This is a genomic window from Bacteroides sp. 2201st1_D9_2201SCRN_220225 (assembly GCF_040928965.1).
Lineage (GTDB): Bacteria > Bacteroidota > Bacteroidia > Bacteroidales > Bacteroidaceae > Bacteroides > Bacteroides stercoris.
Genome location: NZ_JBCODG010000006.1, coordinates 43746 through 63417, shown reverse-complemented (window position 1 = coordinate 63417; position 19672 = coordinate 43746). Strand labels below are relative to the sequence as shown.

Below are 19672 nucleotides of genomic sequence, written 5' to 3'. Positions count from 1 at the left end.
ACAGTTCCTATGCGAAACACGATATATCGCCAGATGATTTTCTGCATCGACACATACCGCACATGGATAGAGGTGGCCGATGACAACCTCTACAAGGAGCACGTCATTCCGAGGAACAACCGGACCGATTTCCTGGTGTCCCGCACGCTGGTACTGCGTGCTTGCAAACCGCATGGCACATACGACCGGGGCATGACGTGGACGATTCCGGAGCATGATCTGGACGCGGCACTGGCTACATACCGTAAGCAGAACGGCACATTCAAGTCCCGGATGAAGAAAGGCGCATCGTCCCTGACAGCTGAAGACACCGAGAACATTATCCGCTTGGCCACCCACGGGATTGTCCGCTTGGAACTCGTGGTACGGCCCGTTCACATACCCTCCAAACCCTATTACCTGTTATGACTTGGATTATATTACAGTTTGTGTTTCTTGCAATGCCTGTCGTCCTTCCGGCACTGTTGTACAGGAGCAGACGTTACTTCATGGCAAAATTCTACGATAAAATGATATGGAGCGAAAAGGCCCGCAGGTTGTACACCCATGTGCTGCTTATCGTATTGCTCCTCTTCCATTATGTCTATACGAGCGGACACCCCGGCGAGTTCGGTGTTGTGCCATCCACCATTGTGTGTGCCGCATGGGCCTCTTTCCGGCGGGCGGACCGATGGATGCGCTGTTTGCTCGACCGGCCGAAACGTTTCGTCTGGTTTGCGCTCTTGGCATTGGTCATCGGCTTCGTGCCGCATCTGTACACGATGTCCGTAACCATCGCCTTTATTCTTTTGGCTGCCCTGTTCTACCCGTCGGCAAGGGTCATGTCCGAAAGGACAGACATGCGCAAATTCCTCGAATGGTTGGAATATCCCGGAGCATTAGCCGACAGTTATCATAGTATCATCACGCAAGACTGTCACGATAATGCGGATAATGGCAGTTCATACAATCCGCACGATATGAATCATCAAAAACAGAACGAAAATGAGAAATAGAAATGAAGCGCCCGCCACCATACTGGCCAACACGGAAGTGTTCGACTATCTGAAAGAAAAAGTCGGCGAGCGGAAAACAAGAACAGAAGCCTACTGCGACCTGTTGGATAAATCGCTGGCAGGTTTCGTCTCCCCGTTTTTAAGGAAACAGGACTACGACCTCGGTCCCTGCCAGTGCCATGTGACCGTTTCCGACCTTGCATCCGAGTGGCATTGGCACCGCGCCACCGTCCGCTCGTTTCTGGACACGCTCGAAGCATTCGGGCAGTTGGAACGTATCCGGCTGGCGAAAAGCGTCATCATTACCATGCACCTGCGAATCGGTACGCCTGACATGCCGGACAGTGGACAGAAAGAAACGGACTTTGCCGCAAGAATACAAGGAATACTGTACGATTGGGTGATTGGCAAAGCAACCTCTTTCGATGTCGGCAAATCATGCGGACAAATCATGCGTCAGACCTTGGCGGAGATAGCCGGACGGGACAGCCGGGCCTATCCGGACAATCATTCCGGTACGACATCCGTGCATACCCACCGGTCAGAAGAACAATTGCGTGAGACCGTTTTGGAGTGTATCGCCCATGCCGCCCTTTGGCGGGTTCTGCGCAAGTCAAGATTCGACGACGGCTCACCGCTCGTGCAATTCTTCCGGCTCGATCTTGGTGGGGAGTGGGCTGCATTCATCGAAGCCTCGAAAGAGCTTGCAGAGCTTATTATCGACGGCAAGACGAATGGAACAGACTTCGGTACGGACGAAGAGACGGAACGCCTTGAATCGCTTCGTAAACCCTTTCTATCGCTTCTGGCGAAGGCGCAGGAAGAAAGTTGAACAGGGATTCGCGGACAAAGATTGTATAACCACGGGTAATTCGCCCCGGTTCCGGTCCAAATATCCTTCCAGTTATAGCAGGCATCCGGGCTTGCCCGCCTGCCACTGAACAAAGGGAAGGGGGAGCCTAATACCCCGACCGACATTCGTCGGTGGGAAGGGTGTCCGTACAAGCAGCAAGCTGGGACACGGAGGATTGTCCGAAACAACACGGAAACAGTATGGCAAATGCAAAACAGGTTCTTGACGTTCAGGTGTCGAAAGGGATCACTGCCGCCCAAGGCAACGAACACCTGCGCAATCGCAGCAAAGAGGCGGAGCAGTACGCCATGAGCAAGGGTAACTACGACCCCACCCGCAAACATCTGAATTTCGAGATTGTGCCCGGAGGAAAGGTTCGCCCCATCGACACGAGCCGCAATATCCCGGAACGGATAGCGGACATATTGGACCGTCGCGGAATCAAGGACCCAAATGAGGGACTGATTGAACCGAAGTACCGAACGGTGGTAAACATTATCTTCGGCGGTTCGCGGGAGCGGATGCACGAACTCGCTTTCGGCACGCAGAAGGTGGATTTTGAAAAAGGTGCGGACAATACCTGCATCAAAAGGAAGAGCGACATCGAACGCTGGGCCAAGGATGTCTATTCATTCGTTTGTGGCAGATACGGCGAACAGAATGTCGCCGCCTTCATAGTACACCTCGATGAGTTGAACCCGCACGTGCATTGCACGCTTCTGCCGATTAAAGACGGGAAGTTTGCGTACAAGGAGATATTCGCCGGAAAGGACAAGTTCGAATATAGCGCAAGGATGAAACAGCTCCATACGGACTTTTTCGCCGAGGTCAACACGAAATGGGGAATGGCGAGAGGCCGGAGCGTCGCCGAGACCGGCGCACGGCACAGGACGACGGAAGAATACCGCCGTATGCTCTCGGAAGAGTGTACAACTATCGAGGAGAATATTGACCGCCACCAAAAAGTGCTTTCCGATCTTCATTCGGATATACGGCTGGCAGAGCGCAGGGTAAAAGGTCTCACTTCAATGGTGGAAAATCTGCGACGAGAGAAATCCGAAAAGGAGGCCCAACTGGCAGCACTCGAAAATGACATGAACTCCCGAAAAGACGATGCCTTGGCCATATTCGCCGAGAAAGAGAAACTCGAAAAAGAACTGGTCGCTATCCAAGGGAAACTGGCAGACAAACAGGAGAAGTTACGGACTGCCGACCGACAGCTTTCCGACCTCAAAGAGAATATGGATGCCATTCAGGAACGCACGGAACAGCTTAAGGAAGAAGCCTACGAATACACCCGTGATGTACATTCCAAAGTGGACAGCCTGCTCAAGGATGCCATGCTGGAAAACATGGTCGATGAGTGGCGGGAACTTTCGGCACGTATGAAGCCCTCCGAACGGCAACTGTTCGATGACACGCTCGTGCGCTCCGTGGCAGAACAAGGCACGGAAGTCATGCACTGCGCCACACTGTTGTTCCTCGGCATGGTCGATGATGCCACTACATTTGCCGAAACACATGGCGGAGGTGGTGGCGGCAGTGACCTCAAATGGGGACGCGATGACGACGAGGACAACCGGGCATGGGCGCTCCGCTGCATGAGAATGGCGAGCCGCATGATGCGTCCGGCCATCGGCAAAAAGCCCAAACGATAAACGGCAAAGAATGTTTGGAAACCGAATAGATTATAATTAAAAACATTGGAATTATGACAAAGAATATCATCTTTATCTTTGCGGCGTTCTGTACGCTGCAAGCCCGTGCGGATGTACAACCCACGGAGAAGGATACTGTACGCTGCACGTTCCGTTACGATGACACAGAACTGTTGCAGCCGTTACAGCCCTCATACCTTGACGGAGTGGTCGTTCCGGCACGGGGGAACGGTAACTGGTTCGTCAGTATAGCCGGAGGCACGACGGCCTTTCTCGGCACCCCGCTCGGCTGCGAAGACCTGTTCGGGAGGCTGAAACCCTCGTACAGCTTTGCCCTCGGCAAGTGGTTCACCCCGTGGGTCGGCGCACGGATAAATTATAGCGGATTGCAGTTCAAGGACGGTATGTTGGCCGTGCAAGAGTACCACCACCTCCATGCGGATCTGCTATGGAATGTGCTCGGCGGCAGCTATGCCCGGCAGGAACAGGTTCGCTGGCATCTGGCTCCCTTTGCCGGTATCGGGCTGCTGCATCATGCGACGAATGGCCACAACCCACTTGCCATCTCCTACGGCATACAGGGACAGTACCGGATTTCCAAAAGGGTTAGCGCCCTTGTGGAACTTTCCGGTACGACCACCTTCCAAGACTTTGACGGGTACGGTAAGGCAAACCGATTAGGCGACCACATGCTTTCACTTACCGCCGGATTCTCTTTCCATATTGGCAAAGTCGGCTGGAAACGGGCCATAGACCCAAGTCCCTACGTTCGTCGCGACCAGTGGCTCGTTGATTATGTCAATGTCCTGTCGGAACAGAACAGCCGTTATGCGGGACAGCATGACAAGGACCGCCGGACGCTGGCCGAGTTGAAGAAGATTCTGGAAATCGAAGGGTTGCTTGACACGTATTGTCATCTTTTTGACGATGACGATACCATCGGGCGCAATGGTTATCCGAGGAACAATTATAGCGGACTGAACTCTCTGCGGGCAAGGTTGAAGAACAGGCATTGGAACGGGAAATCGCCCTTGGAAAAACAAGCCCTGAACGGGAATGGCCGGGCAGACAGCCTGCAGCATAGGCAGGACAGCGTGTCTGGCCTCGGAACAGGACAGTTCGAGAATCTTCCTGACAGCACCTTGGCAGACTATGCCGTGCGGATGCAGTCCGGACGGGAATGTATCGGTGCTCCCATCTTCTTTTTCTTTGAACTCGGCACGTCGCACCTGACAGACACCTCCCAGTTGGTCAATCTCGACGAACTGGCACGGGTGGCAAAGAAATACGGTCTGAAGGTCAAAGTCACGGGAGCAGCCGATAGTGCGACTGGAACAATCGGTATCAACAATGCCTTGAGTGTTTCGAGGGCCGACTATATCGCCTCGGAACTGAACAAACGGGGATTACCGTCAGACAGGTTGACCAAGACCGGCGAAGGCGGTATTTCCGATTATGTCCCCACGGAAGCCAACCGGCATACAAAGGTGGAACTCTTCTTCTTCGAAACGGGAAAGAGAGGAAAATAACCCCTTTCTGAAACGATAGAAAACAAAGAGTGACGATTTCATGGTCGTCATTCTTTGTTTTTTTTGTTGTTGATTCCCGAAACAGCATCAGGAATGCTTTTTGCGGCAAATGCGTTTAATCCATAAATAATAACCCGTCAGCGGCAGGCTGGCTCCCAATAAGGCTGCGAGAAACCATAGAATGCGGGTAAGCATTCCTCCCCAGCTTCCCACATGTACCGAATAAATCCAGCCGCGTATTTTACTGGAGTTATCCATTTCTGCGTAACGGGAAACGCCGGTAATCTTTCCGGTACGGGAGTCGAAGGTATAGCGGTCCGCTCCCCGTGTGTTGCCGAAAAAGTTGGAAGACACACTGGCTGAGCCGTCGGACACGCTGATTTGCTTGCAGCCGGGATTTTCTTTAGCCAGTTCTTCGTACACTTGCTGCCAATAGACAAAAGAGAGGGTATTGCCGTGCAGGGCATCGCCTTTCCTGTCATACTCTTTACCTTCTTTCCGTCCGTTTCCTTTCTTACTTTTCTCTATATTCATATTCACGGCTGCGTGTCCGTGTTCCATGCGGGAGGGCGTATCAACTCCGAAAACTGTGTAAAAGGCCGTGCGATACCAGCCGAAAGACCAGGTAAGCCCGGTCAATGCCATGACCAGTATAAGCAAAAGCGCATACATGCCGCCGGCCACATGCAAGCCGTACCAGAAGCGGGCCATCCCTTTTCGTGCAGTTATCTTCAGGCTGTTTTTCAACGCTTTCCATGTACACGGCCACCAGATGACAATACCGGATATCAGGACAAAAACGAACATCAGGGTGCTGACGCCTACAATCATCTTACCCCAGAATATGCCGTCTCCTGCGGGACGGCTGTCCAACAGCCACCTGTGCAGGAAAAACATGGTACTGAAAAACGGGGAACGCTGGTATTTGCCCTTTATCTCGCCCGTATATTGGTCTATATAGACGGAAGCCCGTTTGGGCTTGGAAAGGTTCACCTGATAGGATTTTTCCGGGTCTGAAAAGACTGTAATCCCTGTTATGCTCACATCTTCGGGCAATTTCCCGGCCACCTTCGAGGCCAGTTTATCCATCGGTAGAGGTTTGCCGTCCGTTTTTTCCACGTAGTAAAGACTTCGGTGTGTCAGTTGCATGATTTCGCCCTCAAATACAAGCATGGCACCCGAAAAGCAGATTAACGTAATAATCAGCCCGAAAGGAACGGACAACCAGAGATGTATGTTTCTAAATACTTTTCTCATCGTTTCTTTATTGATTAAAGGCTGCACCAACATAACGATGATGCAGCCTTGTCATTACCTAATACTGTATTCTGTAATAGGCGGAAATGAAAAATTTTCTCTTATTTCAGAATGGTGATTGCCTTGAGCAGTTCCGTATTCTTGAAAGTCATTCCCGGAGTTGCAACACCGTCTGCCCCGATGACATAGATAGTAGGAGTTACTGTAGCGGAAGCTGCTTTTCCACTCGGTTTTCCGCCACCGCTACCACCACCGTGCATACTGCTGGCACCACTGACCGGAACATAAATCTTACCGTCAGCATTGTCGGGGAAACCGATACTGATGCTATTAACATCTTCAGGGAAGCCGGTCACCCATTTGAAAGACAGGCTCTTCATGTTCACAACGGCCATCTTGCCGGAGGTGCTCATGTTTTCCACCGCTCCTGTTTCAGGGAAACATTCGAGCAGGAAATCATCACCGCCGATGTGGTACACTTTACGGAAGCGGTAACCGCCGGACTTTTCGCCGATGTTAAAGTGATAGCTCTTATCGAACTCCTTGCTTCCCTTGGCGATTTTCAGAGCGCCTACAAGGTTGTCGTTAGACGATTGTCCGGAAAATACATAAATGTTACCTTCATCATCAGTAGCAGCCTGAGCATAACGAACGCTTCGCTGTGCTCCATAAGAAGCTCCGATACGTTCGTCATAAATGACAGAAGACACATTGAGGTCATAATCGGCAAATGCAACTGCAGCCTTGTCACTATTTGAGTAATACAATGTCATAGCCACTTCGTTGTTGCCACGGTCAATGATTTCAGTGATAGCCGGCATTACGCCATCAATAGCGTATTTATCCGTAAAATCCGCAATATAGCGATTATCTCCGGCGGTGTTGTCGTCTGATCTTGACACCCGCATCACATACGGGTTGCTGATTTGTGCAGCGTATGAATAGTTTCCAAAAGTACCGGTGTTACCGAAGTTTTCTACGGTAACGGCACTACCGATTTCAACCATCTTGTCGCCGTCTAACTTATAACTTCTCAAACCGGCTCCTCCTAATGTGATGGCTCCACGTCCGTAGATATATCCCGTAAAGGTTTTCGAATCGGAGTTCCATGAAACCTGTGTGAAAGCATCCGGGGCTGTCACGACATTCTCTCCACCCACAATCTGTACATCGCTTGTAGTTTGCGTCAAGTCAGTGAATACCTTCAAATAGGCCGGGCTTTTCAAATCCAAAGCCTTCTCGGAAGAGGTAATCACAAATTTTGCTGTCGTTGGCTCAACAGGTTCTTCAGGGTCGCTTCCTCCCGGTTCATTACCCTCGTTACCATCTCCTTGTTCTGTCGGATCTTTTACTGGGTCATCATCGTCACATGCGGTTGCGAAAAGGCCCAGAGCCAAAGCAAACACCGCATACTTAAAGAAATTTACTGTTTTCATTTTTCTTTTAGCTGTTTAAATGTTAAAAATATAATGGTTTACTCTGATTTCAGATGTCCTATGGCGCGTATCTCGCTTACCCCCTGTATCGTAATACCCTCGGTCGCCACGCCGGTGTCCGGGTCTATCATGTAAATGGTCGCGTCCTTTCCCATTTCGGTGATAGGCATGTAAAGTTTGCCGTTGTCAAACAAGGGGATACAACCCGAATACTGTCCGGAAATGATTTTATTCTTGTCCGGCACTCCGGTTACCCAAGTAACGGTCTGTTTCTCCATATCCGCTATGGCATACTGGGTGCCCGGTGTAATGGTGGAAGCCGTCTTGTCACGGTAGATTTCAAGGAAGAACTTATTACCGGTCATGTGCCATACACGGCGGAAGCGGTATCCCTCCAAATGCTCGTCGAGATTGAACATATATCCCTTGTCGAACTCCGTGGCTCCAGGTTTGATGCGCAGTGCCCCGCTGGGGTTGTTTGTCTTCACGTCGTTATGGGTGTTCACATTGTTGTTCGAGAATACATATACGGTCCCGTCATCCGCTTTGCCAATCTGTGCCCACACTTGTGAACGGAACTGGCCGGCCGAATAGCTGATCCGGTCATCCCGGTAGATGCGTTTGATGTTCAAGTCTTTATCCATAGCGGCCACCCATACGCTGTCAGGATAAGCCACGTCACCGATGCTGGAGCCGTTTCCCGTTCCCGTCTGGTGGAATCCCGATTCGACCATGCTGGTCAGGAACTCCCCGTTTCCCATGTCGATGATTCCGGAGAAGGTCACCTGTTGTCCGTTTCCGGTAATATCCTCCGTCCAGAGTGTTTTCTCGTTGGTTTTCGCAAGGTTTTGGTCGATGTCCCAGTATGTGAAGGTGGCTCCGTCGTTTCTGCTGTTGTCAGCCTTCACCTGGCCTCCCACGCTGGTAAGCAGGTAATTCTCAAAAAAGCCGAAATTCGTGAAGCGGTTACTGATTGTGAACTCCGAAACTTTCTCAAGCGTCTTGTCCGCTTTGAGCCGCAATCCATAGCCGAGACCGGCAAACTGTTGCTGGTAAACCAGCCCGACGGCCAGATTGTCCCTGAATATCCATGTATATTCGGTACTTGGAAGTTCGAACACGTTATCGCTGATGTTCAAATCCCCGCCTTCCAAGGTTTCCGCCTGCATGACGTATTCCCGCGAGCCTTGGCTGCTCTTGACTGCGATGAAATACTCACCGGTCTTTTGTTCCACCTCTTTGCCTCCTCCGGTATCCTCGTCCGTGCATGAAGACAATGCAAGGAGTGAACCGGCCATAAAGAACATGCCCATGTTCAAATCAAACAATAATTTTCTTTTCATTTCCTTTTTGTATTTAAATTGATTATCTGTTCTGTCTGAAGAAAAAATAGCGGACCTTCACGGTAAAGCTGCGCCCCGGCTTCTGCAGGCTGTAATTGTCGTATAACAGCGAGTTTGTGAAATTGCGTGCTTCCAGCGCGATGTTGTAGCGTCCGTCCTGCAGTGAACAGGTCACATTGGCGTCATGGGAAATCTGCATCGGGATATTACGTTTGGCCCCGTTGCTTTCCCAGTCCCAATAGAACTCATGGACGTATTGCAGGTTATAGCCGAAGGTCAGCGTGTTTCTCTCTCCCAACAGTCCGTGGATGTTATAAGCGGCATCCACGTTGCTGAACATATAAGGTATGTTCGGTACACGGTCTCCATAGGTAATGGATTCCGAGCCGTAGGAGGTATGCCGTTCCCTGTCCCGCGTGTCCTGATAGGAGAAATTCCCGCCTACACTGAATATATTCTTATAAAAATACCTCACGGTCACGTCTCCTCCCATGCCCCGCACTTTTCCATGATTCTCACTGATACCTATGCCACCGTTCTTGATACTGCGTATGATATAATCTGTTATGTAGCGGTAGTTGAACCCGGCATCGACGGAAACCGAATGGTCGGTGTTGAAAGCATGTGTATAGGAAACATTGACGTTCACGTTCCGGCTGCTCTCCGGTTTCAGGTCGGAGCTTCCCATCTCAAGATCCCCGTCCCCGAACAATTCCCGGTCGGTCGGCAGGCGGTAGGTCTTCTCGAAGGATGCTTTTGCCTGCAAATCCCTATTCAGGTTGTATGTGGCGGCCAGCCCGTATCCCAAGGCGTCGTTTGTCTGGGATTGCAGCTCGTATCTGGCGGCTCCGTTCCCGCCTTTGTTCACCGGCCCTTTCACATACGAATGGTAATACTTGCCGAAAGCCATTACGTTCCAGATCTCGCTGGGGAGGAATTTATATGAGAATCCCAGCACATTCTTCTTGTTATACCGTTCCATATAATAGGCGGCCGTGTTCTGTCCGGCATTGGCGGCCAGATTGTCCGTTTTACGCACATAGTCACTGTACATGTTATTGATGGAGAAATAATGCCGGTCTGCAAAGTGGTATCTGAGATTGGCCACCACGGAACCAGTTTTCCCGTAAAATTTGGAAAGGGTCGTGTTGCTTTCCCCCTGTGTCTCCTTATTGATATATTCTCCGGTCCAGTAATAGGTGCGTGCCACGGTATCTATGTTGTTGGTGGTCGTCTTGTCATAGCGGGCGGAAACGCTCAAGTCGAGATTCTTGACCAGCAGATTCTTCTTGACGTAGTTCAGCGTGGGGGCCAGCCCTTCCGTCTTTCTATGTTTGCCGCCGAACACGATGGCCATCATATTGGAGTTCTGTATTTCCGCATACTCGTGGCTGTAAGTGAATCCCAGCAGCAGACGGTCCGCCCACGGCTTGTTCACGACACCAACCTTGGCGATGACCGCCTCATTGTGGTAGCCGTCATGGAAACGCCTGTACCATTTCTCTTCGGAATCTCCACGGTTGCTGTCATTGGTCTTTACCTTGTAGTCATTGTCCGAATAATTCTGGTAGGCATTCAGTTGCACGGTAAATCCGTTTTTTGCCGTATAGCCGAAACTTACATTGGATTTATGGGTGTTGAATGAGCCGTAGGAATAGGAGGCATCCACGAACGTGTTCGACGAAGTGTTCGTCACGATGTTGATGGCTCCTTCCAATGCGTCGCCGCCGAAATCCACCGGTACGACGCCTTTATAAACTTCCACCTGTTTGGCAAGGCTGGCGGGAATGTTGTTTATCTGAAAGGAGGAACCGGCCCCTTCCAACGGAACCCCGTCCATGAAGACCTTTACATGCTTGCCGGTGAAACCGTTCAGGTTGATCTGTGCGGCAGACCCCACACCGCCTTCTTCCCGGATTTTCACTCCGGAGATTTTGTCGAGGACATGCCCCAAATCGAGTGAGGTATTGAAAAGTTTTTTGGTATCTACCGCCACCACATTAAAGGCGGACTTATTGACCCGGTTTACCATGCTTCCGGCCACGACCACCTCGTCCAGTTGCTCCACGGAGGGGGTAAGCGTGACATTCAGTTTGAGACGGGAGTTTTTTATGAGCGTGACGGCCTGTTCCGCAGTCTGATAGCCGATGGCCGATACGACGAGTGTATATTTGCCGGCCGGAGCGTTCAGGTGATAAATACCTTCCTCGTTGGTGGTACCCCCGTAGGACGTACCTTTCAGATATACGGTGGCAAATTCCACGACTCCCTCTTTTTTGTCTGCCGACAGGACCTTTCCCGAAATCATGGACATCCGGTTCGTTTGTTGGGCGTGAACCGGTATGACCATCAGAAATAAAATCAGAACATTCGATATAAAAAACAATTTTTTCACCTTAATCTTCATTAAATACTTATGCACAGAACAGACTTTATTTTGATAAAGTCTAAATAACCTATAATTTTGGACTGCAAAGATAGATTATACAATAAAAAACTGTATATAGGCTTTTTTTACCATACCTATAAAATTTTATTATAGATGAAGATAGATTTGGAGTTGTTCAGGACTTTTAAGGCTGTTTTCGAGATTGGAACAATCAGCGGTGCGGCAAGGGTGCTGGAGGTAACGCAGCCTTCCGTGACAGGTCATCTAAAAGCTCTGGAGGCATACGCAGGGCATCCTCTGTTCGAAAGGAGTACACGTAACATGAAACCGACCCTGTATGCCAAACAGTTATACAATAAAGTCGCTTCTTCCTTGACACAACTGGAAGTAGCGGAGGATTTTTTGCAGAGGAAATGCAACCAGTCGAGGTCTGTTACCTTGTATGTCGGCATTTATCCCGGACTGTTCAGGCAGCTTCTTGTTCCTAATATAAAAAAGCTCGACTGCAATGTCGTAATGACATTGAATGATAATGAAACCTTGGGGACACTTTTGGAAAACGGCAACATGGATTTGGTTGTAACGACAAAAGACATTCCCAACCGCAATGTTCAGTACGAACTTTTGGGAACATCGCGTTTTATACTTGTGGCCGGAGGATGTACCGATATTTCTGAGCTTCCGGATCTGAATCTGCTGAACAAGAAAAAGATAGAGGCGTGGCTGCAAAAGCAGGTCTGGTATAACACGGTTTACGGGGAACACCTTTCCTCGTTCTGGAAGCTTAATTTCGGGAGAACACCCAGGTTCACGCCCAATTATGTGCTCCCCGATAAATACTCCATCGTTTGTTGTCTGAGGAACGGCACGGGTCTGGCTGTCCTGCCGGAATCCCTATGCCGGGAATTTTTGCTCAAGGGAGAAATCAAGGAAGTCTGGGGAGGATATACGGAAATGAAGAATACATTATTTTTAGGGCAAAGAAAAAATACCCTGTACATGAACGAGATCAAGGAGTTGAAGAAGCTGTTAAGGACGGAATTTCTAAAAACGCACCCGACCACTCAAAATTAAGAATCCAAAGTAAAAACTGCATGGAGAGGATAAGACAATACCTTGAGGGGCTTTCGGCTGACGATCCCGCTTCGAAATAAATAAATAGAAAATGAAGAGAGTACCGACATTTATCATCGGTACTCTCTTCATTTGTCAGATGCCGTATCCGGATTCTTTAAGCAGGTCATATCAGTTACTCGGATTGAAATTCTTGTCGTAATCCAAAAGGAACTTTGCCAGTACAGGGTCGTTGTGGTCCACTTTCAACTTGCCGGTATCCAGACGATGGATTGCCCTTCTGTCTTCTTCCGTCAATTCAAAATCAAAGATCTCGAAATTCTCTTTCATACGCTCTTTGTGCATACTCTTCGGTATGGCAATGATACCTTCGTCCGTTAAAAATTTCAGAGCGACTTGTGCGTTGCTCTTACCGTATTTAGCCCCGATCCCCCGTAAGGTCTCATCCTTGAAAAGATTGTCCGCACCTTGGGCCAGCGGTCCCCATGCCATGAGGCGTGTACCGTAAGGCGCAATCGTCTCCCGCATGACAGTCTGTTGGGCAAACACGTGCGCTTCCACTTGCAGGACAGCCGGTTTCACTTCCATGTTCTCGGTCAAATCCACGAAGCGGGCACCGTAGAAGTTACTCAACCCTATAGCACGTACTTTACCTTCCCGGTAGGCTTTCTGCATGGCCCGGTACGTGCCGTAGTAATCGCCGAAAGGCTGGTGAACAAGCAGCAGGTCTATATAGTCTGTGCGGAGTTTACGCAACGACTCGTCTATGCTGCGTGCCGCTTTCTCTTCTCCTGCATTGGAAATCCACACCTTGGTCGTGATAAACAGCTCCTCGCGAGGTACGTCGAGGCGGACAATGGCATTTCCCACGCCTTCCTCGTTGTAATACGCCTGCGCCGTGTCTATCAGGCGGTAGCCGGTGTGTATGGCATCTGCCACGCAGCGCTCGCATTCCTCCGGGCTTACATGGAATACCCCGTAGCCCAATACCGGCATTTCGATGCCGTTGTTCAATGTGATTGTCTTCATGTCAGTCATGTATTTTATGGGTTCCTATGCTTTTAACAGTTGCCAAATCCATATCGTCATAGATGGGGCTGCGGCCTGTATCCAATGCGGAGATGGACTGCAACTCTTCTCCGGTCAGTGTAAAATCGAAAATATCGAGGTTTTCCGCCATCCGTTCCTTCCGCACGCTCTTGGGGATAACGACCACGTTACGTTGGTTGAGCCAGCGCAGTACGACCTGTCCCGTACTCTTGCCATGCTTACGTGCGATTTCTTTCAGTACCGGCTGGTTGAAAATATCGTTCTTGCCTTCGGCAAACGGTGCCCATGCCTCATGCTGTATGCCTTCTTGTTGCAGGAAAAGATTGGCTTCCCGCTGCTGGAAGAACGGGTGCGTTTCAATTTGATTGACGGCAGGCTTCACCTCGTTGTGCAGGAAGAGGTCTTGCAGCCGTTCATTTGAAAAACTGGTCACACCGATAGCCCGGATGCGGCCTTCCCGGTACAGCTTTTCTGCAGCACGCCATGCAGCGTAATAATTGCCGTAAGGCTTGTGCAGCAGGTAGAGGTCAAGATAGTCCAGTCCGAGTTTTTTCATCGAGAGGTCGAAAGCCCGAAGGGCATCATCGTATTCGTAGTCTTGTACCCATAGTTTGGTGGTAACGAACAGTTCCTCCCGCTTCAGCCCGCTGTGGCGGATGGCATTGCCTACCTGCTCCTCATTAAAATAAGCCGCTGCCGTGTCTATCATACGGTAGCCCGTTTCGAGGGCGTCGCTTACAACGCGTTCCGTTTCGTTTTCGGGGATTTGAAACACGCCGAAACCGATGGCCGGCATCATCACCCCGTTATTCAGTCTTACTTCTTTCATTGTCCGTATCTGTTTTCAATCCTCTTTCTTTTTCCAGTTGTTCCCAAAATTGCCTTGCACGGTCTCCACATGTCCGCGGTGGCCATACACCGGACAGGCATTCAAGGCCGCCTCCAGCATCCGGAACTCCTCGCCGGTCAGTTCCACATTGGCCGCACCGAGGTTTTCAAGGATACGCTCTTGATTCTTCGAACCGGGGATAGGCACGACGTTAGGATATTTGTGGAGCATCCATGCCAGTGAAATTTGGGCGGGAGTGGCACCTTTCCGGTCTGCATATTCATGAAGGATATCCAATATGGGAAGGTTTGCTTCGATGTTCTCTTTTTTCAGTTGGGGGACGAATTTCCGTACATCGTCCACGGCTTCAAACTGCGTGTCGGCGTGGATCTTTCCCGAAAGGAATCCGCTGGCTATTGGAGAGAACGCTACGACACCGATACCGTGTTCCATACAATAAGGGAATATCTCCTTTTCACAGTCGCGCTCCAACATGGAATAGAGATTCTGCACGGCGGCGACAGGCGTGATGGCGTGCGCCTTGGCCAATGTCTCTACACCTACCTGCGACAGCCCCCATGCACGTATGACTCCCTCCCTGATGAGACTTCCCATGGCTTCGGCCACTTCTTCGAGGGGAATTTCCGCATTGATACGGTGCAGGTAATAAAGGTCGATATAGTCCGTATTCAGGTTGGCCAGCGATTTCTCCAAATGTGCGCGTACTGCTTCGCGGATGCTTTTCCCGCCGGACAATTCTTCGGAGTAGATGAACAGTTTGGTTGCCAGTACGACATCCTTGCGGAAACCGGAGATTGCTTTTCCCACCAACAGTTCGTTATGCCCCGGATAGAACATGATATCACCATACACCTCTGCCGTATCGAAGAACGTGCAGCCCGTTTCATACGCTTTCCGGATCGCGTCAAGAGCGTAACCCTCTTCGGGTACTTTGCCATAGCCGTGGGAAAACCCCATGCAGCCCATTCCTATTTCGGAAACTTCGAGATTTCCAATCATTCTTTTCTTCATCGTGTCCTCGTTTTTGAATTACGCTGCAAAATTACAGAGGAACAGATATATAAAGGTTGCGAAAATCGGGGAGCTTTTTTCACTTTTCGTGGTTTTTGCCTATCTTTGCCGTATCGGAAAGCTGCGATATGGAAGAAAACGACTGTGAAGGAATCCTTTTTGCCGATAGCATCGGAGAATACGATCTTGTAAGATATGCCGACCGCATACTGCACATTCTCTGTACGGAGGGAAGCATGAGTTTCGTCTTTTGCGACGTGCGGTACAACATCGTGCAAGGCGATTACATCATTCTGCCGCAAGCCTCGTTTGTGTCGGACTTTACAGCTTCTCCCGGTTTCAAGGGAATAATAATGAGCTTGTCCGAACCCTTTGTCGCTTCGATGGGCATACGCAGCAATTACGGTTTCATAGGTCACATGGCCCTGTTGCAGAATCCGGTGATGAAACTTTCGCAGCACGATTTCAGAAAATGCCTGCACGACATGGAACGCATACGGGAAAGGTTGGAGGAAAAAGACCATCTGTTCCGGGAAGAGATGATGGGACATCTGCTGACGGCGCATATCCTCGACCTCTACGACATCCATGCACGCGGACAGGAGGCAAGGCAAATCCCGGAACGTGCGGCCAAACTCATCAGCCGTTTCATCGGCATGTTGTATGACGGCTCATACATTGCTGACCGCGACCTCGAATACTACGCTTCCCGCCTCTGCATCACTCCGCACTACCTCACAGAAATCAGCAAGAAAGTGAGCGGGCGGCCGGCAACGTGGTGGATAGACCGTTTTACGCTTTACGAAATCGTCCGCCTGCTCCATTGCAAGGAACTGTCCGTCGCCGAGATTGCCGAACGGCTGCACTTCTCGTCGCTTTCATATTTCAGCCGGTATGTGCAGAAACGGTTGGGGATATCGCCATCGGCATATCGTTCGGAACTTCCGAAAAATTAGGATATAGGGGTGGTTATCGCTTCCTTGTATTCATTCGGCGTACACCCCTTCATTTTCTCGAATCCCCTGCTGAAACACTGGGCGTATGGATAATCCAAGGCGTATACGACCTCGCTGATACGCTTTGGGGATTCTGCGGATAATTTCTTTGATTACGCCTTCGTTTACAGTCGCCCGAAATATTTTCTTTTATCCTTTCCTCTTGTCTCTCTGCTGCGCTCCTTTACGGTACGATTTTCCCATGCGAATCTACAACGTCATTCCGGTCGTCAAACATCGCTCCGTTAAACGGCTCGTAGATGGAACGGCAGCCTTTCCAAATCGAAGCTCTCTTTCCGGTCCTCTCCTTGCTGTTTCGTCGGGTTGGGTATTCCGTTCAATACCCGATGGTTTCCTTGTCTTTCCCTCATTTCCCGTAGTCTGGCCTGCATGTTAAAGTCTTTCCCGATAAGGAAGCCGGAACAGCTTTCGAGAAAAGGGAAGAAAAAGTTTAGCGACCATAAAGAATTAACGATTACGCCAACCGTAGCCCTGCGGAGTATGCGGCAGCCACCTGCAAGGATAACGCTCGACGGGAATTTCATATACGTCGGCAGTTATTACAAGCATTCCGCAGATGGCACAAGCGAACGTCGAGTGCCCAAATGCCCATTACCATTCGATATTGCCACACCCTTTTCTATCCCGACCTGTGTATAAAATATGCTTGAACATGTCGATTGTACAGGCAAAGACATACCGGAGGAATGGAGACAGTGCTGCCCGCCTGTAGAGGGGTTTCCTACAGACGGGCAGTGAGTAAGACACGGAATTAAAGTTTGGCGGTTGTCACTGGATAGTTACGTCACTGGGCGGAACATAAGCAGCACGGATGCGGAGAAATCTATTGATGCGGGGTGCTTTACCGGTAGTGCCGTTATCATTCGTGTATATATCGTCCCAATCACTTTCTGCATAACTGCCATCGCGTAGGGCTTTGGTGGCGCGGGCATAGTTATCATCTTCCGGATAATACCATATCAAACCATATCCGACGCGATTTCTTTTGGCTGCAGAAGATGACCAATAGAATCTGTTTTGGAACTCCGGGTATGTATTGTAATAGGTGGTCAGTATGGCTTCTAATTGACGGATACCCGGCAGGAACCAGCCTGAAGTGTTGGACGGAACACTTCCCCCTTCACTACGCTTATTCTTGTTGTAGCAATATTCAGCGGCAGATTCGGGCTTCTCGTTCAAGTTCATCACTGTCTGTCCGGCAGTAGTTATAATGTTGATTGTGGCCTCATAGCCGTTGTAATACACATTTTCCCAATCCCCAGAAATTCCTTGGACTCTCTCCCAATTGAACATACCGGTTTGAATTAGTCGGCTACTGTTCAAATACTGTCCGCCCAGCCCCCATTCCAATCCGTCATAGATATAATTCCCTTCAAACTCATTCAGGGGGTCGTAATGGGAAATATACTCCTCGTAGGCTTCCACATAGATTTGCTGCGTGGGATTGTCGTCGTCTCCCGGTACGGTTACCGGCAACAGACCGTGCTGTACGATTTCAATGGTACGGGTGCGTGGCGTCTGCGTCTTGTCGTCGGTGTACGAGATGTTGACGGTGGCGGTGCGGTCTTTCGTGCTTAGGTTTTCGTCCAAGTAGAAATAGATACGGTCACGGTTCGTCTTAATGATATATTGGGTATTATTCGCAAGGGTGTTGGTCACCAAGTCTGTGGTGAAGTACCTGCGTTTGCCGTTTCCCGCAGTCCATTCCTTTCCATCCTTCTTTCCGGTCATCAAATGGGTTTCTGTACTCATGTCGGCAGGCAGCGTTCCTTCCCGCATATTTTCAGCAGGCACACGTTCCATGCGTATCCAAGGCTTGCCGTCCGCATTATTGGCGTCGTTTCCGAGGGTGATAGTCATTTGGGGATTCGCATCTTCCTCGAAGAAGTACACGTCCAAAGGTGTGATACAGAAGTGGGCGTCGTGGTCACGCTCGCGCAGCATGGAGAGGTAGAACGGGTTGTTCTGCTCGGTGATGTTGACGCGGGCATCGAAGGTGATGTGGTCCGGGTTGTTGCCCACATGGGTCAGTCCGCTGATGACGATGTTGTTGGCGTAGTGCCTGTTGCGTATCACCTTGAAGTCCTTTACCGGGTCGCCTCCGAGATAGAAGGTATATTCAGCCTCGATGGTGGTGTTATCCTGATTTGCGGGCAGGGAAGGGTCGCCGTTATAGGTGGTGTAATAGGCTTTCATCTTGAAATAGGTGGCCTTGCTGTTTTCCTTCACTAACTTCGGTTTCCACCGCTGCTTGTCAACATCTTCTACTACTCCGGCCGGATACTTATAGCTCTCCGGATCTATGTCCGGTTCAATCATGTTCTCGAACATATAGAAGGTCAGGGAGGCAGCCCCGCCGTGGTTGTAGATGACGGCATCGCTCGGTATGTTTTCTACATTGCGGTATGCGTCCTTGGTAGTCAGGCTGGTCTGGGCATCGGCAGGCTCGGTCAGGGGTACGGCGGTAGGCATGTTGTACACGCCCCATTTCGCAATGGAAAGGCGGGGCAGTTGCCCGCTCTCGTCCGAGTGGTCGGAATCGATACTGATGTTGATGTCGATGCGGGCCATCAGTGCCTTGAGCTGTATCGTGAGGCTTCCCTTCTCGGTAAGGTCCACGCGAGTCGTGCTCTTGCCCGCCATCGGCATTCCATGTTCCGGCAGGGTCGTGATGGCATCACGGGAATCGGGAGTGTAATTGTCAGGATTGTACACAAACGCTTCAAACAGGTCTTTGGGACACATCCCATCTTTGCCCTCTTTTGGGAAATTGTCGGGATAACCGTCGCCATCGGCATCTGTCAGCACCTCTGGAGTCACATTGGCCAGGGCATAGATGTAGGTATTTTCGGCAAGGTCCGGACTCGCAAATACGTCCGTAGGGATACTGACATTGCTCGTTCCTGCTGACGGAGCCATATACGGCAAGAATACCTTCTCGTTGGTCGATTCCAGATAGTTGCCGTTTTTGTCGAAGAAGAACAGGTATAGCTGGTTGATGCGTTTCTCCTTGTCGTCCTTGGCGATGGCCGAGCGGGTGACGACTTGCTGCGGTAGCATGTTCTGGCACACGGCCTCGATAGTGAATCCGTCACCGGGCGGAACGGTACCGCTGCCAAAATCCTCCTCCGTGGTGCAGGCTGCCGGCAAAAGCATGGCGGCCACCGGCAAGAAGTAGTAAAGTATCTTTTTCATCTTTATGCTGTTTTCA

At 50.4% G+C, this 19672-nt stretch carries 16 protein-coding genes; 7 read left to right on the top strand and 9 right to left on the bottom strand.

Features of this window, described 5'->3' with window-relative positions:
• Positions 1-9 precede the first annotated feature (9 nt).
• The 5 genes from AB5903_RS03100 to AB5903_RS03080 all read left to right on the top strand — a co-directional run bounded on the left by AB5903_RS03100 (position 10) and on the right by AB5903_RS03080 (position 5035).
• Positions 10-408: a hypothetical protein gene (locus AB5903_RS03100; protein WP_192910181.1), complete on the top strand. Its 399-nt coding sequence runs from the start codon at positions 10-12 to the stop codon at positions 406-408.
• Positions 405-995 (top strand): hypothetical protein, encoded by a 591-nt coding sequence (locus AB5903_RS03095; RefSeq protein WP_149923547.1) that lies wholly within the window; start codon positions 405-407, stop codon positions 993-995. Before AB5903_RS03100 ends, AB5903_RS03095 begins: the two co-directional genes overlap by 4 nt.
• On the top strand, positions 985-1827 hold the full coding sequence (locus AB5903_RS03090) for a MarR family transcriptional regulator (protein WP_149923548.1): 843 nt from the start codon (positions 985-987) through the stop codon (positions 1825-1827). Before AB5903_RS03095 ends, AB5903_RS03090 begins: the two co-directional genes overlap by 11 nt.
• A gap of 221 nt (positions 1828-2048) precedes the next feature.
• On the top strand, positions 2049-3506 hold the full coding sequence (gene mobV, locus AB5903_RS03085) for a MobV family relaxase (protein ID WP_149923549.1): 1458 nt from the start codon (positions 2049-2051) through the stop codon (positions 3504-3506).
• Positions 3507-3559: 53 nt separating this feature from the next.
• The gene (locus tag AB5903_RS03080) at positions 3560-5035 is read left to right on the top strand and encodes an OmpA family protein (protein WP_149923550.1); all 1476 of its coding nucleotides are present in this window, start codon (positions 3560-3562) and stop codon (positions 5033-5035) included.
• Positions 5036-5122: 87 nt separating this feature from the next.
• Here AB5903_RS03080 and AB5903_RS03075 read toward each other — a convergent pair whose 3' ends face one another.
• The 4 genes from AB5903_RS03075 to AB5903_RS03060 all read right to left on the bottom strand — a co-directional run bounded on the left by AB5903_RS03075 (position 5123) and on the right by AB5903_RS03060 (position 11379).
• Positions 5123-6292: a PepSY domain-containing protein gene (locus AB5903_RS03075; RefSeq protein ID WP_149923551.1), complete on the bottom strand. Its 1170-nt coding sequence runs from the start codon at positions 6290-6292 to the stop codon at positions 5123-5125.
• A 101-nt stretch (positions 6293-6393) separates the two neighbouring features.
• Positions 6394-7728 carry a DUF4374 domain-containing protein gene (locus AB5903_RS03070; protein ID WP_149923552.1) on the bottom strand — a complete coding sequence of 445 codons (1335 nt, stop codon included), beginning with the start codon at positions 7726-7728 and terminating at the stop codon, positions 6394-6396.
• A gap of 38 nt (positions 7729-7766) precedes the next feature.
• Positions 7767-9071, bottom strand: a complete 1305-nt coding sequence (locus AB5903_RS03065) for a DUF4374 domain-containing protein (protein WP_149923553.1) — start codon at positions 9069-9071, stop codon at positions 7767-7769.
• A gap of 22 nt (positions 9072-9093) precedes the next feature.
• Positions 9094-11379 (bottom strand): TonB-dependent receptor, encoded by a 2286-nt coding sequence (locus AB5903_RS03060; protein WP_149927876.1) that lies wholly within the window; start codon positions 11377-11379, stop codon positions 9094-9096.
• 234 nt (positions 11380-11613) lie between these two features.
• Here AB5903_RS03060 and AB5903_RS03055 point away from each other — a divergent pair, with 234 nt between their 5' ends.
• Positions 11614-12534, top strand: coding sequence for a LysR family transcriptional regulator (locus tag AB5903_RS03055; protein ID WP_149923554.1), 921 nt, complete (start codon positions 11614-11616; stop codon positions 12532-12534).
• A gap of 171 nt (positions 12535-12705) precedes the next feature.
• Here the strand turns inward: AB5903_RS03055 and AB5903_RS03050 are convergent, their stop codons facing one another.
• Genes AB5903_RS03050 through AB5903_RS03040 form a run of 3 tightly spaced genes read right to left on the bottom strand, consistent with a single transcriptional unit; the run spans position 12706 to position 15445 of the window.
• Complete coding sequence (locus AB5903_RS03050) at positions 12706-13563, bottom strand: aldo/keto reductase (protein WP_149923555.1); 858 nt, start codon at positions 13561-13563, stop codon at positions 12706-12708.
• A gap of 1 nt (position 13564) precedes the next feature.
• Positions 13565-14413, bottom strand: coding sequence for an aldo/keto reductase (locus tag AB5903_RS03045; protein ID WP_149923556.1), 849 nt, complete (start codon positions 14411-14413; stop codon positions 13565-13567).
• Between the two features lie 15 nt (positions 14414-14428).
• On the bottom strand, positions 14429-15445 hold the full coding sequence (locus tag AB5903_RS03040; RefSeq protein ID WP_149923557.1) for an aldo/keto reductase: 1017 nt from the start codon (positions 15443-15445) through the stop codon (positions 14429-14431).
• Between the two features lie 128 nt (positions 15446-15573).
• Here AB5903_RS03040 and AB5903_RS03035 point away from each other — a divergent pair, with 128 nt between their 5' ends.
• Entirely contained in the window at positions 15574-16401 is an 828-nt protein-coding gene (locus tag AB5903_RS03035; RefSeq protein WP_149923558.1) for an AraC family transcriptional regulator, read from the top strand.
• Between the two features lie 284 nt (positions 16402-16685).
• Here the strand turns inward: AB5903_RS03035 and AB5903_RS03030 are convergent, their stop codons facing one another.
• Both AB5903_RS03030 and AB5903_RS03025 read right to left on the bottom strand, forming a co-directional pair.
• Complete coding sequence (locus AB5903_RS03030; RefSeq protein ID WP_149927849.1) at positions 16686-16985, bottom strand: hypothetical protein; 300 nt, start codon at positions 16983-16985, stop codon at positions 16686-16688.
• A gap of 244 nt (positions 16986-17229) precedes the next feature.
• Positions 17230-19656 (bottom strand): DUF4906 domain-containing protein, encoded by a 2427-nt coding sequence (locus AB5903_RS03025; protein WP_368117641.1) that lies wholly within the window; start codon positions 19654-19656, stop codon positions 17230-17232.
• Positions 19657-19672: the final 16 nt, after the last annotated feature.

Bases quoted from the DNA above. Each gene is read 5' to 3' on its own strand.
- AB5903_RS03030 (WP_149927849.1), bottom strand. From the start codon at position 16,985: ATGAAATTCCCGTCGAGCGTTATCCTTGCAGGTGGCTGCCGCATACTC.
- AB5903_RS03040 (WP_149923557.1), bottom strand. From the start codon at position 15,445: ATGAAGAAAAGAATGATTGGAAATCTCGAAGTTTCCGAAATAGGAATG.
- AB5903_RS03070 (WP_149923552.1), bottom strand. From the start codon at position 7,728: ATGAAAACAGTAAATTTCTTTAAGTATGCGGTGTTTGCTTTGGCTCTG.
- AB5903_RS03035 (WP_149923558.1), top strand. From the start codon at position 15,574: ATGGAAGAAAACGACTGTGAAGGAATCCTTTTTGCCGATAGCATCGGA.
- AB5903_RS03100 (WP_192910181.1), top strand. From the start codon at position 10: ATGCGAAACACGATATATCGCCAGATGATTTTCTGCATCGACACATAC.
- AB5903_RS03065 (WP_149923553.1), bottom strand. From the start codon at position 9,071: ATGAAAAGAAAATTATTGTTTGATTTGAACATGGGCATGTTCTTTATG.
- AB5903_RS03095 (WP_149923547.1), top strand. From the start codon at position 405: ATGACTTGGATTATATTACAGTTTGTGTTTCTTGCAATGCCTGTCGTC.
- AB5903_RS03055 (WP_149923554.1), top strand. From the start codon at position 11,614: ATGAAGATAGATTTGGAGTTGTTCAGGACTTTTAAGGCTGTTTTCGAG.
- AB5903_RS03090 (WP_149923548.1), top strand. From the start codon at position 985: ATGAGAAATAGAAATGAAGCGCCCGCCACCATACTGGCCAACACGGAA.
- AB5903_RS03050 (WP_149923555.1), bottom strand. From the start codon at position 13,563: ATGAAGACAATCACATTGAACAACGGCATCGAAATGCCGGTATTGGGC.
- AB5903_RS03080 (WP_149923550.1), top strand. From the start codon at position 3,560: ATGACAAAGAATATCATCTTTATCTTTGCGGCGTTCTGTACGCTGCAA.
- AB5903_RS03025 (WP_368117641.1), bottom strand. From the start codon at position 19,656: ATGAAAAAGATACTTTACTACTTCTTGCCGGTGGCCGCCATGCTTTTG.
- AB5903_RS03060 (WP_149927876.1), bottom strand. From the start codon at position 11,379: ATGATTTCGGGAAAGGTCCTGTCGGCAGACAAAAAAGAGGGAGTCGTG.
- AB5903_RS03045 (WP_149923556.1), bottom strand. From the start codon at position 14,413: ATGAAAGAAGTAAGACTGAATAACGGGGTGATGATGCCGGCCATCGGT.
- AB5903_RS03075 (WP_149923551.1), bottom strand. From the start codon at position 6,292: ATGAGAAAAGTATTTAGAAACATACATCTCTGGTTGTCCGTTCCTTTC.
- mobV (WP_149923549.1), top strand. From the start codon at position 2,049: ATGGCAAATGCAAAACAGGTTCTTGACGTTCAGGTGTCGAAAGGGATC.